The following is a 14,513-nucleotide window of genomic DNA, read 5'->3' as shown; positions in this document are numbered from 1 at the left end:
GCCTCCTCCCTCAGCGGAGGACGCGGCCCTCGGCGTCGACGGGGGCCTTCGCGGTGAGCCGCTTGAGCCGCATCGCGGGCCGTTCGACCAGCAGCCAGCTCGCCCAGGCCAGCGGGAGGGTGCAGGCGATCGCGAGCAGGATGAACGCCCAGGTGGGCACGTCGATGCCGAGGAGCATCAGCGCGAGGATCTGCTGCACCGGGAACGCGTAGATGTACATCCCGTACGAGATGTCGTGCGTCGCGCCGAGCTGCTGGAGGGGGAGGAGCGCCCCCAGCGCGAGCATCAGGTAGGCGAGCGGGAGGCCGGCGAGGACGCGGTACAGCCCGAGATCGACGACGACCGCGAAGACGACGGCGGCGGCGATCGTCAGCGGGATGCTCAGCGGGATCCGATCGCGGAAGAGGTACACGAGGGCCCCCGCGAGGAAGTAGCCGACGAGCGTCACCATCTGGTTCAGCACCGCCGGGACGGGCACGAGATCGGTGGCGAGCACGCCCGCGGCGAGGGTGAGCCCCGCGAACAGCACGACCACGCAGGGGCGGACCCCGCGCAGAGGCACGACCGAGACCAGCGCGCCGATCACGAGGTAGCTCGCGAACTCGTAGAAGAGGCTCCACAGCGAGCCGTTCCAGGGCCCGGGGTACGGGATCGAGCCGAGCATGCCCGTGATCCCGAACTCGCGGATGTAGAGCGCGAGGTTCCCCAGGACGAACTGCAGGCCGGCCCCGACGCTGTACGGGCCGGCTCCGAGCAGCAGCGACGCGAGCGGCGCCATCACGAACGCGACGACGAGGAGGGAGACGAGGAAGCCGGGGTAGATGCGCAGGAACCGGCGCCAGAGGTAGTCGAGCAGGGTGCGCGAGCGGATCCGGCTGGCGGTGATCAGGTAACCGGAGGTCGCGAAGAAGCCGCCCACCGCCCAGTTGCCGAGATCGGTGCCTCCGAAGCCCGGCGCGTCGCCGTAGCCGCCGAGCGGCCAGGAGTGCGCCACGATCACCAGCACCGCGAGGCCGAGGCGCAGCGCGTTGATGCTGTTGTGCCGCGGGTCGAACGCGGAGCCGACCGTCGAGCGCCGTGGGGTGTCAGCGGCGGTGGGGCGCTGAGCGTTCTCCTGCCGCGTCATGCGGACATCCTGCTCACCGCCGCCCCCCGATGGGTGGCCTGACGCTAACGGCATGCACCCGGTCGCGGATGGGCGGGACGCCCTCCCCGCCGCTCTGGAACACTCGGCGGAGAGGGCGAGGGGGATCGGGTGTCGTCACGCTTCGTCGAGCTCGACGGCCTCCGCGGGCTCGCCGCGCTGGGGGTCGTGGTCTACCACCTCACCTCGTCGTTCTCGACCGACAACCCGGAGGCGCCGGCGAGCCTGATCGGCTTGCCGTACGGCATGTTCGGCGTGCAGCTCTTCTTCGTGATCAGCGGGTTCGTCATCCTGATGACCGCGGAGCGGGCCGAACGGCCGTCGGACTTCGCGATCTCGCGCCTCACCCGGCTCTACCCCGCGTACTGGATCGCGGTGGTCGTCTCGATCGTCGTCGGGGCCCTCGCGCACGTTCCCGGCACGGATCTGACGCCGCTCCAACTGCTGCTCAACTTCACGATGGTGCAGCGGCTGCTGCTGGTCCCCGACGTGAACGGCGCCTTCTGGACGCTCGCGATCGAGATGCAGTTCTACCTGATCGTGCTGCTGCTCCTGGTCGTCACGCGGTGCCGGATCTCGGATCGGCTCGTCCGCGTGCTCGTCGGCGCGTGGCTCGGACTCGCGGCGGTGGCGGCGTTCGCGGCCCACGTCCTCGCGGGGGGCGTCGACGTCGCCTCCGCTCCCGTCGCGGTGCGCATCCTGGCGAACGTGACGCTGGCCGAGTACGGGCCGCTGTTCTGCTTCGGGATGCTGCTGTTCCTCGCGCGGCGTCGCGGGAGGTTCGAGCCGCTCGCGGTGCCGGCCGGGCTCGTCGCGGCGGTGAGCGCGTCACTGCTGCACGACTGGACCCACGGCGCCGTGGTGCTGGGGATCTGCGCGCTCTTCGCGGCCGTCGCGCTCCGCGACAGGACCGCCGTGCTCCGCTGGGCGCCGCTGCTGTGGCTCGGCCGGATCAGCTACTCGCTCTACATCCTGCACGTCGTCGTCGGCTACGCGATCCTCGCGGCGCTCTGGCCGGTCGTCGGGCGCGATGCGGCGGGGATCGCGGCCTTCGGCGCGGTGCTCCTCCTGTCGTGGGGCCTGAACGCGCTCGCGGAGCAGCGCCTCAGCCCGGCGTGGCGCCGCACGCTGACGTCGTGGCGCGACCGCCGCGCGCTCGCGCAGGCGGTGCGCAGAGCCTGATGCAGCGATCGGCCGCCGGCGTCAGAGCAGCGCGTCGGTCAGGTGGTCGGGGGTTCCGAAGCGGTGGGCGGTGATCGAGACGGCCTGCTCGCGGAGGAACGGGAGCAGCTCGAGGCGGCCGGACTCGGTCGCGGGGCCGGCGTAGACCGCGAGGTCGGGCCGCCCGCCGGTGACCGCGGTGACGGAGGAGGCGGGAGCGCCGAGCAGCCGCACCCGCCCGGACCCGTGGGCGCGCACCCGCAGGGCCCAGGCGGCGGCGTCCTCGACCGTGACCGTGTCGGCGATCCCGGCCACTGCTGCGGCGAGCTGCGGAGGCAGTGCCACCGCACTCGAGACGACCACGCGCGCCGAGGCCGTCGCCGCCGCGGCCGCCACCAGGGCGAGCGCGCCGAGCGGGGCGTCCTCGAGCCGCACCAGCACCGCGGAGTCGTAGGGCCGGTGCCGGAACACGTTGCGCTCGGCCGAGAGCCCGGTGACATCGACCGGACCGGTCGCTCCCCACGCCGCCGCGATGCTGCGCGCCGCCCGCTCGACCGACGACGCCTCCGCGCCCGGCAGCTCGGCCCGAGCGGCCGCCGCGAGTCGGGCTGCGCGAGCGTTCACCGGCGCCATCGCCGACGACTCCGCCGGCTCCCACGACCCGAGCCCCAGCAGGTAGTCGGGCCCGCCCGCCTTGGTGCCCGGGCCGACCGCCGACTTCTTCCAGCCGCCGAACGGCTGGCGCTCGACGATCGCGCCGGTGATGCCGCGGTTGACGTACAGGTTGCCCGCCTCGATGGAGTCGAGCCAGGTGCCGATCTCGGCCGGGTCGAGCGCGTGGAGCCCCGAGGTCAAGCCGTAGTCGACCTCGTTGACCACCGCGATCGCCTCGTCGAGGGTCGCGGCGGTCATGATCCCGAGCACCGGCCCGAAGTACTCGGTGCGGTGGAACTCGGAGCCGCGCCGCACGCCGTCGCGGACCCCCGGGCTCCACAGCTTCCCGGAGTCGTCGAGCTTCCGCGGCTCGAGCAGCCAGCTCTCGCCCGCGCCGAGCGTCGTCAGGCCGCGCAGCAGCTTGCCCGCGGCGGGCTCGATGACCGGGCCCATCCGGGTCGCGGGGTCGGTCGGGTAGCCGACCGTGAGGGAGGCGACGGCATCGAGCAGCTGAGCGCGGAACCGCTTCGAGCGCGCCACGGACCCCACGAGCACGACGAGGGAGGCCGCCGAGCACTTCTGGCCGGCGTGGCCGAAGGCGCTCGAGACGACGTCCTTCACCGCGAGGTCGAGGTCGGCCGACGGAGTGACGATGATCGCGTTCTTGCCGCTCGTCTCGGCGAGCAGCGGCAGATCGTGGCGGAACGAGCGGAAAAGCTCGGCGGTCTCGTACGCACCGGTGAGGATCACGCGGTCGACACCGGGGTGCGCGACGAGATCGCGCCCGAGCTCCTCCTCGGGCAGGCGGAGCAGCAGCAGAGCCTCGCGCGGCACGCCCGCGGCCCACAGCGCCTCGGCCACGACGGCTCCGCAGCGCGCGGTCGGACCGGCGGGCTTGAGCACGACGGCCGAGCCCGCGGCCAGCGCGGCGAGCACGCCGCCGGCCGGGATCGCGACCGGGAAGTTCCACGGCGGAGCGACGAGCGTCAGCGCGGCGGGAGTGAACGCGGCCCCGTCGACGTGGTCGAGCTCGCGGGCCCGCTCGGCGTAGTAGTGCGCGAAGTCGATCGCCTCCGACACCTCCGGGTCGCCCTGGTCGATCGTCTTGCCGGCCTCCGCAGCCATCACCTCGAGCAGGTCGGCGCGACGCGCCTCCAGCTCCTCGCCCGCGCGGTGCAGGATGCGCGCGCGCTCGTCGGCGGGCAGCGAGCCCCAGCCGGAGGCGCGGGTCGCGGCGATCCCCGCCTCGAGCTCCTCGCGGGTCGAGATCGTCGCGGCCTCGATCGTGTCCACTCCGAGCAGCGACGACGGCACCCGGTCGAGGATCGCGCGCGCCCACTCCCGGTTCGCCGCGACCGATGGATCGGTGTCGGGCGTGCTGCGGAAGTCCCCGAACCCGGGGCGCCCCGCCGCGGCGAACCGGTCGGCGACCCGGTGCGCGGGCGGCACCGCCCCGTCGAGCGCGGTGACGGAGGCGCGGAACCGCGACTCCTCCCGCGCGAACAGCGCCTCGTTCGACTCGAGCTCGAAGACGGCCGACATGAAGTTCTCGCTCGAAGCCCCCTCCTCGAGGCGGCGGATGAGGTACGCGATCGCGACGTCGAACTCGGCGGGTGCGACGACCGGCGTGTAGAGCAGGAGCGACCCGACCGTGCGGCGCACCGCCTCGGCCTGGCCCTGCGCCATGCCGAGGAGCATCTCGTACTCGATGCCCTCGCGGACCCCGCGCTCGCCGGCGAGCAGCCACGAGTAGGCGACGTCGAAGAGGTTGTGCCCGGCGACACCCAGGCGGACGTTGCGGATCCGCTCGGGGTGCAGGGCGTAGTCGACGACGCGCTTGTAGTTCGTGTCCGAGTCCTGCTTGGTGCTCCAGGTCGCGAGCGGCCAGCCGTGGATCGACGCCTCGACCTGCTCCATCGGCAGGTTCGCGCCCTTGACCAGGCGCACCTTGATGCCCGCTCCGCCGCGGGCGCGGCGGGCGGCGCTCCACTCCTGCAGACGGATCATCGCCGCCAGCGCGTCCGGCAGGTAGGCCTGCAGCACGATGCCGGCCTCGAGGGCGAGGAACTCCGGCCGGTCGAGCAGCCGGGTGAAGACCGCGATCGTGAGATCGAGATCCTTGTACTCCTCCATGTCGAGGTTCACGAACTTGTTCGGAGTCGCGGCCGCGGCCCGCGCGAAGAGCGGAGCGAGCTCGTCGACGATGTCGTCGACCGCCGCGTCGAACGCCCACGGGTTGTGCGGGGCGACCGTCGACGAGACCTTGATCGAGACGTAGTCGACGTCGGAGCGCTCGAGGAGGCGGTGCGTGCCCTCGAGGCGGCGCTGCGCCTCGGCCCGGCCGAGCACGGCCTCGCCGAGCAGATTCATGTTGAGCCGCACGCCCTCGCGGCGGATCTTCGCGATCGCCGGACCGAGACGCGAGTCGGTCGCGTCGATGATGAGGTGGCCGACCATCCGCCGCAGCACGCGGCGCGCGATCGGCACGACGACGTCGGGGAGCAGCGGGGCCATCACGCCGCCGAGCGCGACGGCCCCGCGCATCGGGGCGGGGAGGAACTCCGGCACACCGCCCGCGATCGAGCGCAGGGCGGCGGCGGCGACGCGGGTGTCCTCGGGGCGCACGACTCCGTCGACGAAGCCGACCGTGAAGTCGAGGCCCGACGGGTCCTTCAGCACGCCGGCGAGCTGCGTCCCGGAGGCGTCCACCGGGATCTGCGCCGCCTCGCGCAGCCAGCGGCGCACCAGCGCGATGCTCTCGTCGACCAGTCGCGGGTCGACGGAGTCGGGCGAGGGCCCGGTCGGGCGGGCGGGAGCGGCGAGGTCGGTCACGGGATCTCCTTCAGGGGCGGTGACCTCAGTATTCGTCCGCAGTACCGTTGAGCAGAAGCGATCGTTCCTTACCGGTACCGGTCAGCTGAACTGATCGATGGGAGTCGCCGATGCTCGATGTCCGCCGCCTCGTGCTGCTGCGCGAGGTCGCCATCCGCGGCACGCTCGCGGCCGCCGCCGACGCCCTCGCCTACAGTCCCTCGGCGGTGTCGCAGCAGCTCAGCGTGCTCGAGCGCGAGACCGGCGTCGAGCTGCTGCGCAAGGTCGGGCGGCGGGTGCAGCTGACGCCGCAGGCCGAGATCCTGGTCGAGGCCGCCGGCGAGGTGCTGGCGCTGCTCGAGCGGGCGGAGGCGGCGCTCGCCGCGTCGGGCGAGTCCGTCACGGGCCGTGTCCGGGTCGCCGTCTTCCAGTCGGCCGCGCTCGCGCTGATGCCGGGCGCACTGCGGGCGATCGCCGAGCGCGCGCCGGAGGTCCGGGTCGAGATGGTCCAGCGCGAGCCGGAGGGGGCGCTGCACGAGACGTCGTGGGCGCGCGAGTTCGACCTCGTGGTCGCCGAGCAGTACCCCGGCCACTCGGTGTCGTGGCTGCCGGGCCTGGTGCGGGCCGACCTCACGACCGACGCGATCCGCCTGGCGGTGCGCCGCGACTCCGCTGCACTCGCACTGGGCGACGTGCGCGATGCCGCCTGGGTGATGGAGCCGCGCGGCACCGCCAGCCGCCACTTCGCCGAGCAGCTCTGCCGTGTCGCCGGCTTCGAGCCCGACGTGCGCTTCGAGACGGCCGACCTGCAGGCGCAGATCCGCCTGGTCGCCTCGGGCAACGCGGTCGCGCTGATGCCCGACCTGGTCTGGGCGGGCGAGGCCCCCGAGTGCCGCCTCCTCGACCTGCCCGGCCTGCCCCGCCGCACGATCTTCACCGCGCAACGGGAGGCGGGCCTCGCGTCGCCCGCGGTGCGCACGTTCCGCGAGTGCCTGGCCGAGGTGGCCGGGGCGCACACCTCGGCCTGACCAGTCAGGCCGTCGCCGCCTCCGGGCTCGGGATCGCAGCGAGCAGCGCCCGGGTGTACGGGTGCTGCGGCGCGTCGAAGATCTGCGCCGGAGTGCCCGACTCGACGATGCGGCCCTTCTGCATCACGTGCACGGTGTGCGAGATCATCCGCACCACGGCGAGGTCGTGGCTGATGAAGAGGTAGCTGACGCCCAGCTCGCGCTGCAGGTCGGCGAGCAGGGCGAGGATCTGCTCCTGCACGAGCACGTCGAGGGCCGACACCGCCTCGTCGAGCACGACCAGCTCGGGCGAGAGAGCGAGCGCCCGGGCGATTGCGACCCGCTGCAGCTGCCCGCCCGAGAGCTGGCGCGGGAGCTTCGCGGCGGTCTCGGGCGGCAGCGCGACCTGCGCGAGCAGCTCCTCCACGCGCGTCCGCCGGGTCGAGGCGTCGCCGATCCGGTGCAGGAGCAGCGGCTCCTCGATCGAGCGGAACACGGTGTAGCGCGCGTCGAACGAGCTGTAGGGGTTCTGGAACACGGGCTGCACGTGGCGCCGGAAGTCGGTCAGGTCGGCGCCGCGCAGGTGGGCGACGGTGCGCCCGCGGAACTCGATCGCGCCGGTCGTCGGCTCCTCGAGCCGCAGCACCAGCTTCGCGGTCGTCGACTTGCCCGACCCCGACTCGCCGACCACCGCGACCGTCCGTCCGCGCGGGATGTCGAACGACGACGACTCGACGGCGGTGAAGGGCCGCGCCCGACCGAGGCCGGAGCGCACCGGGTACTGCTTGCCGACCTCGCGGAGGGTGACCAGGGGCGGCTCCGTCTCGACCCGCGCCTCCGCGACCAGCCGCTCCGAGGTCAGGTTCGGCGCGGCGGCCAGCAGCCGCCGGGTGTACTCGTGCTCGGGGTGGCGGAGGATCTGCGCCGCGTCGCCCTGCTCGACCACCTCGCCGCGGAACAGCACGAGCACCCGGTCGGCGCGCTCGGCCGCGAGGGCGAGATCGTGCGTGATCAGGATGACCGCCGTGCCCATCTCGGCGGTCAGCTGCTCGAGCTGGTCGAGGATGCCGCGCTGCACGGTGACGTCGAGCGCGCTCGTCGGCTCGTCGGCGATGAGCAGTCGCGGCCGGCAGGCGAGGCCGATCGCGATGAGCACCCGCTGGCGCATCCCGCCCGAGAGCTCGTGCGGGTACTGGCGCGCCCGGCGCTCGGGCTCGGGGATGCCGACCATCGCGAGCAGCTCGACGACGCGCGCCTGCGCCTCGGCCCGGCGCATCCGGCCGTGCACCAGCAGTGCCTCGCGGATCTGCGCGCCGACCCGCTGCAGCGGGTTCAGGTTCGACATCGGGTCCTGCGGGACGAGGCCGATGCCCGCCCCGCGCAGCGCGGTCATCCGCTTCTCGGTCGCCTGCGCCAGGTCCTCGCCCTCGAACAGGATCGAGCCCGAGGCGATCCGGCCGTTCTCGGGCAGCAGCCGGTTGATGCTCGCCGCCGTCGTCGACTTGCCCGAGCCCGACTCGCCGACGATCGCGATGGTCTCGCCGGCGTGCAGCTCGAGGTCGAGCCGGCGCACGGCCTCGACCTCGCCCGCGGGCGTGGCGAACGAGATCGTCACGTCCCGCAGCGAGAGGAGCGGCTCGGTCACTACACGGCCTCGGCGGTCTCGAGCTCCCACGCCGACTCGATCTCGGCGATGTCGACGACCTCGCCGAACGACCAGGCGATACCGAAGAGCGCGTAGTGGTTGCGCTCGGCCGTGAACTCGGCGACCGCGTCGCGCACCACGTAGGTGCCGTAGTCGCGCTGGCCGGCGTCGCGGGCGGTCGACTCGACGCAGATGTTGGTCGTCACTCCGCAGATCACCACGTTGCGGACACCCATGCCGTTGAGCACCGGCTCGAGCCGCGTGCCGTAGAAGGCGCTCGGCCGCGACTTGTCGATCACGATCTCGTCGGGCCGCGCCTCCAGCTCGGGGATCAGCTCGATCTCGTCGGTGCCCGCGCCGAGCGAGTTCGAGGCGATCCGCTCGGCCGCCTTCGCTCCGCGGACCGGGCCGAAGTCGACCATGCCGGGCATGTAGACGTAGCGGGTGAAGATCACGGGCACTCCGGCGGCGCGGGCGTCCTGGACGAGGCGCACGGTGCCGGGGATCGCGTCGCGCAGCGGGGTGACGTCGATGCCCGAGCGGCCGAGGGAGTCGTCGTTGTCGAAGAAGGCGCGCTGCATGTCGACGACGATGAGGGCGGTGTTCTCGCGGGGGATGGTGGTCATGGCTTTACTCCTGATCAGAAGGGGTTTCAGTTGAAGACGATCATGCCGTCGGGGCGCGGGGTCCAGTCGAGGCCCTGCGCGACTGCGTACGTGTAGGTGTCGGTGAAGAGCGGCGCGTAGTAGGTGTTCTCGTCGACCAGCGCCGAGATCTGCGCAAAGTCGTCGGCGCGCGCGGTCTCGTCGGCCTCGCCGGTCTCGTCGGCGAGCAGCTGGTCGATCGCCGGGTCGGAGCTGTAGCCCTGACCGCCGGTCTTCAGCAGCATCGTGAGGGGCAGGTCCGCATCCATCACCGACGGCGCGAAGGCGTAGAGGTAGAGGCCGGGGAGCGCGGCCGAGAACCAGGTGCCGCTGAAGGTGTTGGCCTCCTGACCGTCGAGCTCGATCGTCAGGCCGACGTCCTCGAGCTGGCTCGCGATCGCCTGCGCGATCTGGTCGATCTGGGGGAGCCCCGCGGTGGGGTACGAGAGCGTGATCGGGCTGCCGTCGTAGCCGGAGGCGGAGATCAGCTCGCGGGCGGCGTCGGCATCGGTCTCGGTCGCGGGCAGCGACTCGTCGTAGCCGAACGAGACCGGGGCGATGAGCTGCCCGGTCGGAGTGACGGAGCCGTTGAGCAGGTCGTCGCTGATCGCGTCGCGGTCGATCGCGAGGTCGACGGCCTCGCGCACCTGGGGGTCGGAGAGCCACGGCGCGGTCGCGTTGAAGCCGGTGTAGAGCACCCGGTTCGACTCCTGCTCGACGACGTCGACGGTGCCGGAGCCCTCGACGGCGGCGACGTTCGACGGGCCGAGGAGCACCAGGTCGAGATCGCCCGACTGCACCGAGTTGGCGCGCGTCGTCTCGTCGGGGACGGGCTGGAAGACGACCTCCTCGTACGCGCCCTTGGCGCCCCAGTAGTCGTCGTTGCGCTCGAGGGTGATCGAGTCGCCGTTGACCCACGAGGCGACGGAGTAGGGGCCGGAGCCGACCGGCGCCTTCGCGAACGCGTCGGCCCCCTCGGCCTCGTAGACCGCCTTCGGCACGATCGGCACCAGGGTCACCTGACGGTCGAACGGGGCGAAGGGCGTGTTCAGGGTGAAGGTGACCTCGTTCTCGCCGGTCGCGGCGACCGTGTCGATGGCGGTCATGTAGCCGCCCAGGTTCGAGGCCGGATCGGCCATCGCGGTCTCGTAGGTGAAGACGACGTCCTCCGCGGTGACGGGGCTGCCGTCCTGCCAGGTCGCGTCGTCGCGCAGGGTGAAGACCCAGCTCGTGAGGGAGTCGTCGTGGGTCCACTCCGTCGCCAGCCGCGGCGAGACCGAGCCGTCGGCGTCGACCTGCGCGAGCTGGTCGAACACGTTGTAGAAGATGTTGAGCGCCGGCAGCTGGGTGTCGTAGAGCGGATCGAGCGACGACGGCTCGCCGGTCAGGGCGACGGTGATGCTTCCTTCAGCGTCGGCGGCCGAGGCGGAGCCGTCGTCGAAGCTCGCGCAGCCGCTGAGGACGAGGGTCGCGGCGCCGACGAGGGCGACGGCGCCGAGGGTGCTCCGGGGGTGTGCAGGGTTCACGGGAGGGGCCTTTCGGGTGGGGGGGGGTCACGGGCGCGGGCGGGCGCCCTGCGAGACGAACTGGACGCCTCCGATGACGAACAGGATCATCAGCGCGGGCAGGAGGGTGAGCGCGGGATCGGTCTGGAGGTACTTCTGGCCCTCGTTAATCATCAGACCGAGACTCGGAGTGGGCGGCTGGATGCCGAGGCCGAGGAAGCTCAGCGACGACTCGATGGTGATGACCACTCCGATCTCGAACGCGGCGAGGATCAGGACCTGCGGGAGCACGTTGGGCAGCAGGTGCTTGCGGACGATCCACCAGCCCCCGCCTCCCGCGGCCGTGACGGCGCTGACGAAGTCGCTCTCGCGCAGCGACACCGCGAGCGAGCGGGTGACGCGGCCGTAGCCGACCCAGTTCGTGAGACCGAGCAGCGTCACCAGCAGCAGCGGGCTCGAGCCGAGCGCCGCGACGAGCACGATCAGCAGGAGCACGACCGGGATCGCGAGCTGCACGTCGCCGACCGCCATCAGCACGCTGTCGAGCCGGCCGCGCCGCCAGCCGGCGAGCAGCCCGATCGTCAGCCCGACGAGGGCACTGATCGCGACGGCGCCGAACGCGACGAGGAGCGACACCCGGGTGGCGACCGCGAGGCGGCTCAGGGTGTCGCGGCCCAGCGCGTCGGTGCCGAGCAGGTGCCCCGGGTCGGTGAACGCGGCCGCGCGGCTCCCCGCCAGGTCCTGGGAGTAGGGGTCGAAGCCCGGGAGGAACGGCACGGCGACCACGACGAGCGCCACGATCGCGAGCATCACGACGGCGATCCCCACCGACGGACCGGGCAGGCGGGCGGCCGCGAGCTGCCAGCGGGTGCGCGTCCGGATCGTCTCGGTGGTCACGACAGCCTCACTCTCGGGTCGAGGACCGCGTAGAGCAGGTCGACGACCAGGTTGATCACGATGAAGAGCAGGGCGATGACGACGACTCCGGCCTGCACGATCGGGTAGTCGCGCTGGGTGACGCCCTGCACGATGAGCCGCCCGAGGCCGGGCCAGTTGAAGACCGTCTCGAGCACCACCAGGCCGCCGACGAGGACGCCGAGGTTGATGCCCGCGACCGTGATGATCGGCAGGAGCGCGTTCGGCAGCAGGTGGCGGATCACGATCCGCCCGTTCGAGACGCCCTTGGCGCGGGCGGTGCGCACGAAGTCGAGCGAGCGGGTCTCGTCGAAGGAGGCGTTGAAGAGTCGGAGGTAGAGCGCCACCTCGAACGTCGCGATGGTGATCACGGGGATCACGTAGCTCGCGTAGGAGGTGCGGCCGAGCGCGGGGAGGAGGCCCAGGCCCACCGAGAAGACCAGGATCATCAGGATCCCGAAGAGGTACGGCGGGACCGCCTGCCGCAGCGTCGCGGCCCAGAGCATCACGGCGCGGAGGCGGCGGTCGCCGGTCACCTCGGCGAGGACAGCGAGGGTCGTGGCCAGGACGAACCCGATGACGAACGAGGTGATCGCGAGCTCGAGCGTGGCGGGCAGCCGGTCGAGCACCAGCGCGAGGGCGGGCTGGCCCTGCCGGATCGAGTCGCCGAGGTCGCCGCGGAGGATGTCGGCGAGGAACGCGCCGTACTGCACGATCAGCGGCCGGTCGAGTCCGAGCGCCGCGCGCACATCGGCGACGTCCTGCGCGGTCGCCTGGTCGGGCAGCATCAGGCGCACCGGGTCGCCGGTCATCCGGGCGAGCACGAACGCGAAGGTGAGCACGGCGAGCAGGGTCAGGATCGCCCTCACGGCGCGCCAGCCGAGGAATCGCAGCACGGCCGTCACCTCCTCTCGTCGGCCGGAACGGGTGCCCGGTCGATGAGTCAGGAGCGTAGGAGCCGTGGTGACTCCGGCTGATTGCGGCGGCGTGAAGCTTGGATTGCGCACCCGCGATCGCCGTCCTGGCGCCCATCGGAGCGCTGTCCGCCACTGCGCTGAGCATGCCGCGCCCGCGCGCACCCCTGCTGGTCGAGCAGCCCCGCAGGGGCGTCTCGAGACCGACCGGCGTCAGGAGGCGGCGGAATAGGAGGGCGGTGTCGTCGGTGGAAGTGTCGCAGGAGGCGCAATCGTCTCGGATTCCCCGCGCTGACGCGGATCCGAGCCCCTCACCGGCGGCGCGAGCGCCCCTCCGCCCGACCTCGGGAACTGTGTCCACCGGCGCAATCCGGATTCAACATCCGGCTGTCAGGATCGTGCCCGACCCCGCCGTGCTCCCCGACCGAAAGGACTCCTGCGCCATGAGTCTCGAGACCTACTCGCCCGATCCGCAGCTCCTCCGCCAGGCCTTCTCGCACTTCCCGTCAGGAGTCGCGGCCTTCGCCGCAGAGGTCGACGGGCGGCTCGAGGGGATGGTCGCCTCCTCCTTCTCGGTCGGCGTCTCGATGGATCCGCCGCTGGTGATGTTCGCCATCCAGAACTCGTCGACCACCTGGCCCGTGCTGCGCTCGGCCGGCCGGATCGGCGTCTCGGTGATGGGCGCCGGTCACGACGGCGCGGCCCGGCAGCTCGCCTCCCGCAACAAGGCGGGCCGCTTCGAGGGCCTCGAGATCGAGCGGAGCGAGGCGGGCGCGGTGTTCGTGCACGGCTCGCCGCTGTGGCTCGAGTGCTCGATCTTCCAGGAGATCCCGGCCGGCGACCACCACGTCGTGCTGCTCCAGGTCACCGCCCTGCACAACGACGCGACGATCGAGCCGCTGGTCTTCCACGGCTCGGCCTTCCGCCACCTGCGCTCGGTGGCCTGACTTCTCGTCCAGACTCGGTGGAGGGGCGCGCGATCCGCGCACTCCGGTCACCGAGAGGAGTCGACGTGCCCTTCGCCGATCAGCTGATCGACTCGCGTACCGCCGATGACCTCGCCGCGGCGATCGCACTCGTGCACACCGGCACTCCGGAACTCCATGCGGCCGGGGCGCGCCTCGCCGGACTCGCGCTGCGCGAGCGGGCGGACCTCCTCCGCGACGCCCTGCTCGCGGATGTCGCCGGGAACTACGCGGAGCTGGCGCGGGTGGTCCGGGCGGCACGCTCGGAGACGTTCCGCGGCTGGATGATCTGGCCCGTCACCGCCGCGGTGGCGACCAGGGCGGTGGAGGATCCCGACACGGCCGCCGTCGACGATGCGCTCGCCCTCCTGGCCGAGCTGACCGGCCTCCTGAGCTCCGAGTTCGCGATCCGCACGCTCCTCCGTCACGACCTCGACCGCGCGCTCGCGATGGCGGCGACCTGGACGACCTCGAGCGACGAGCACGTGCGCCGCCTGGCCTCGGAGGGCACGCGCCCGTACCTGCCGTGGTCGGTCCGCGTCCCCGAGCTGACGGCGAGCCCCGGCGTCACCGTGCCGATCCTCGACGGCCTGTACCGCGACGACTCCGAGTACGTCCGCCGCTCGGTCGCGAACCACCTCAACGACCTCAGCCGCGATGCGCCCGCCCTCGTCACCGACACCGCCGCGCGCTGGCTCGCCGACCCCGACGAGCACACCTCGCGCCTCGTGCGCCACGCCCTGCGCACCCTGGTCAAGCGCGGCGATCCCGCGGCGCTCGCCCTGCTCGGCTTCCCCGCCGCGGGCGACTCCCTCGAGGTCGACGGCCCGCACCTCGAGCGCACCGTCGTCGCGATGGGCGAGGCGATCGAGTTCCGCGCGAGCATCCGCAACGTCGGCGGCGACGACCTGCGCCTCGCCGTCGACTACGTCGTCCTCCACCGCAAGGCGAACGGCGGCCAGACCTCGAAGACGTTCAAGCTGACGACCGCGACCGTCCGGCCCGGGGAGACCCTGGAGGTGCGTCGCGCGCACTCGTTCCGGGCGATCACCACCCGCCGCTACTACGCCGGCCCGCACGCGATCGCTCTGCAGATCAACGGCGTCGCGACCGAGCGCGCGGTCTTCGAGCTCGTGGGGGAGTGAGCG

11 protein-coding genes are annotated in these 14,513 nt (G+C 72.5%); 4 read left to right on the top strand and 7 right to left on the bottom strand.

The window, feature by feature from the left end:
• Positions 1-10 precede the first annotated feature (10 nt).
• Positions 11-1,126, bottom strand: coding sequence for an acyltransferase family protein (locus tag ASG06_RS03465; protein ID WP_056038518.1), 1,116 nt, complete (start codon positions 1,124-1,126; stop codon positions 11-13).
• A 129-nt stretch (positions 1,127-1,255) separates the two neighbouring features.
• On the opposite strand from ASG06_RS03465, the gene ASG06_RS03460 reads away from it, so the two are divergent.
• Entirely contained in the window at positions 1,256-2,326 is a 1,071-nt protein-coding gene (locus ASG06_RS03460; RefSeq protein ID WP_056038515.1) for an acyltransferase family protein, read from the top strand.
• 21 nt (positions 2,327-2,347) lie between these two features.
• On the opposite strand, the gene ASG06_RS03455 is transcribed toward ASG06_RS03460, so the two are convergent.
• A complete protein-coding gene (locus ASG06_RS03455) occupies positions 2,348-5,791 on the bottom strand; it encodes a bifunctional proline dehydrogenase/L-glutamate gamma-semialdehyde dehydrogenase (RefSeq protein WP_056038512.1) in 3,444 nt (1,147 codons plus the stop codon).
• Between the two features lie 110 nt (positions 5,792-5,901).
• Here ASG06_RS03455 and ASG06_RS03450 point away from each other — a divergent pair, with 110 nt between their 5' ends.
• Complete coding sequence (locus ASG06_RS03450; RefSeq protein ID WP_056038508.1) at positions 5,902-6,798, top strand: LysR substrate-binding domain-containing protein; 897 nt, start codon at positions 5,902-5,904, stop codon at positions 6,796-6,798.
• A gap of 4 nt (positions 6,799-6,802) precedes the next feature.
• Here the strand turns inward: ASG06_RS03450 and ASG06_RS03445 are convergent, their stop codons facing one another.
• From ASG06_RS03445 to ASG06_RS03425, 5 genes are read right to left on the bottom strand one after another with little or no spacing between them, the layout of a single operon-like run.
• Positions 6,803-8,422: an ABC transporter ATP-binding protein gene (locus ASG06_RS03445; protein WP_082498903.1), complete on the bottom strand. Its 1,620-nt coding sequence runs from the start codon at positions 8,420-8,422 to the stop codon at positions 6,803-6,805.
• Positions 8,422-9,048, bottom strand: a complete 627-nt coding sequence (locus tag ASG06_RS03440; protein ID WP_056038502.1) for a cysteine hydrolase family protein — start codon at positions 9,046-9,048, stop codon at positions 8,422-8,424. The genes ASG06_RS03445 and ASG06_RS03440 overlap by 1 nt, the downstream gene beginning before the upstream one ends.
• Before the next feature lie 26 nt (positions 9,049-9,074).
• Positions 9,075-10,592, bottom strand: coding sequence for an ABC transporter substrate-binding protein (locus ASG06_RS03435; protein ID WP_056038499.1), 1,518 nt, complete (start codon positions 10,590-10,592; stop codon positions 9,075-9,077).
• Positions 10,593-10,619: 27 nt separating this feature from the next.
• Positions 10,620-11,468 (bottom strand): ABC transporter permease, encoded by an 849-nt coding sequence (locus ASG06_RS03430; RefSeq protein WP_056038496.1) that lies wholly within the window; start codon positions 11,466-11,468, stop codon positions 10,620-10,622.
• Positions 11,465-12,382 carry an ABC transporter permease gene (locus ASG06_RS03425; RefSeq protein WP_156465843.1) on the bottom strand — a complete coding sequence of 306 codons (918 nt, stop codon included), beginning with the start codon at positions 12,380-12,382 and terminating at the stop codon, positions 11,465-11,467. Before ASG06_RS03425 ends, ASG06_RS03430 begins: the two co-directional genes overlap by 4 nt.
• A 461-nt stretch (positions 12,383-12,843) precedes the next feature.
• On the opposite strand from ASG06_RS03425, the gene ASG06_RS03420 reads away from it, so the two are divergent.
• Positions 12,844-13,347: a flavin reductase family protein gene (locus tag ASG06_RS03420; RefSeq protein WP_056038490.1), complete on the top strand. Its 504-nt coding sequence runs from the start codon at positions 12,844-12,846 to the stop codon at positions 13,345-13,347.
• A 65-nt stretch (positions 13,348-13,412) separates the two neighbouring features.
• Positions 13,413-14,510 carry a hypothetical protein gene (locus ASG06_RS03415; RefSeq protein ID WP_056038487.1) on the top strand — a complete coding sequence of 366 codons (1,098 nt, stop codon included), beginning with the start codon at positions 13,413-13,415 and terminating at the stop codon, positions 14,508-14,510.
• Positions 14,511-14,513: the final 3 nt, after the last annotated feature.

Source organism: Rathayibacter sp. Leaf185 (assembly GCF_001423885.1).
Classification (GTDB): domain Bacteria; phylum Actinomycetota; class Actinomycetes; order Actinomycetales; family Microbacteriaceae; genus Rathayibacter.
Note: the sequence above shows the minus strand (reverse complement) of the source record. Positions and strands in the feature narration are given on the sequence as shown.